This is a genomic window from Sandarakinorhabdus oryzae (genome assembly GCF_009733735.1).
In the GTDB taxonomy this organism is placed as follows: domain Bacteria; phylum Pseudomonadota; class Alphaproteobacteria; order Sphingomonadales; family Sphingomonadaceae; genus Sandarakinorhabdus; species Sandarakinorhabdus oryzae.
On the sequence record NZ_WNJP01000309.1, the window covers coordinates 1 to 1,593 of the forward strand.

Annotated in this window: 1 protein-coding gene and 1 pseudogene; both read right to left on the reverse strand. The window is 70.2% G+C overall.

What is annotated here, in order from left to right:
- Window positions 1-1,073, reverse strand: a pseudogene (locus tag GJ693_RS15905) (phage tail protein); the annotation flags it as partial.
- Between the two features lie 11 nt (window positions 1,074-1,084).
- On the reverse strand, window positions 1,085-1,593 hold a 509-nt coding region (locus GJ693_RS17200), incomplete at its 5' end, for a hypothetical protein (protein WP_197042286.1).

Genomic DNA, 1,593 nt, shown 5'->3' on the forward strand with positions numbered 1-1,593 from the left:
GCCGCAGCGGCCTCGCGGGCGGCGAGCGCGGCGGCGGCCGCAGCCTCTGCGGTGGCCACCGCGGCTTCGGCCAGCGCAACGGCGGGCAGATCGGTGGGATCAACAAGAGCCAGCGCATCCTGCGCGTCGCTGACATCCTGATTTGCCTGGGTCAGATCGTCCTGCCGGTCCTGCAGGGTCTGCTGGGCGTCGGCGTTGCCGGTGGTGGCGGCGGCGACATCGACTTGCCAGACGATGATCGGCAGGCTGCGCGCGCGGGACTGGCTGGCCGGCGTTTCTGACAGATAGTCGAACAGCGAATCCGGTTCGCCGCCGGTGCGGTGATTGCGATCGAGCGCCAGGCCCGAGACGGCAAAGGCTGGCAGGCCGGAGTCGACCGGATCGAAGAAGATCGACGCGGTCAGCGTGCGCACCGCCGCGCCGGCTTGCCCGGTCAGCGACTGCAGCTCGAAATTGCGGTTGGCGAGGCCGGTCAGGCCGTTATCGAAGGTCCAGGTGCCGGCCTGGGCATCGCGGGCCAGCGTGTAGAGGCCATCATCGGCAGCGGTGGCCAGGCCAGTGACCACCACCACGTCGTGCGCGGCGCTGGCCGACAGGCGGGCGCGGCCGGCCGAGATGCTGAAGCGGTTCTGCGACAGGTTCAATTGCAGCCGCACCTGGCCATCGCCCGACACGCCGGGGAAGCGGGCGCGGATGCGAACGTTCGCGGGCGGCCAGGCGCTGGTGAGCCGCGAGCAGGCGGCTGCGATGACCGCCTGTTCCTGATCGGGATCGCTGCCGCGGTTGAAGGCGCGCGCGACGTAGCAGCGCTTGCCGCCCTCCTCGAAGAAGGCGCGCACCGCGTTCCACAGATAATTGTCGGCGCGGCCGGTGTCGCTGAAATCGAGCTGGCCCTTGCCGCCGTGGATACGCTCGAACTCCACCAGGCTGGTGATGATGTCGGGCTCCAGGTCGATCGGGCCATAGCGGCAGGCGCCGACGAAACCGGTGGTGGTGGTGGCCACGCCTTCGATGGATTTGGCCCGGAAACTGACCTCCTCCACGAACACGCCGGGCGCAAGATATTCGGGCATGACTGGTCTCCTTATGCGTGAATGACGAGTTCGGAATTGCCGACAGGGCGGGTGGTGCGCAGATTGAGCGGCTGGCCGGGCCGCAGGCTTTGCAGGGGCAGGGCGGTGTTGGGGCCAAGGCTGGCAAACAGGCTGGCCGGCGGCGCGCTCAACTGGGCCAGCACGGCGGCAAGATCGGGCAGCGGGCTGGCCGGCAGGCGCTGGCTCCAGGCGCGGATGCGCACTTGCCAGGCAAAATCCGGCGGCGGGATCGGCATGTCGGCAGGCAGCGGCGGATAGGGGCAGTGGACCACGGCCGCACCGCGCGAATCCGAGAGGCCCAGGCCGATCAGACGGCCGCCATGTTCGACGCCGATCAGCACCCAGGCCGGTATGGGCGCATCCGCATCGCGGGCGACGAGGTTGCAGCGGATTTCGGCGAGGCCACCGGGATTGGCCCGGCCCGGCGCGCCAAACAGCGGCCAATGCCGGCCGTCGCCGAGCAGTGCCCGGGCGGACGCGCGAAGGGCGGCCGGCTGCA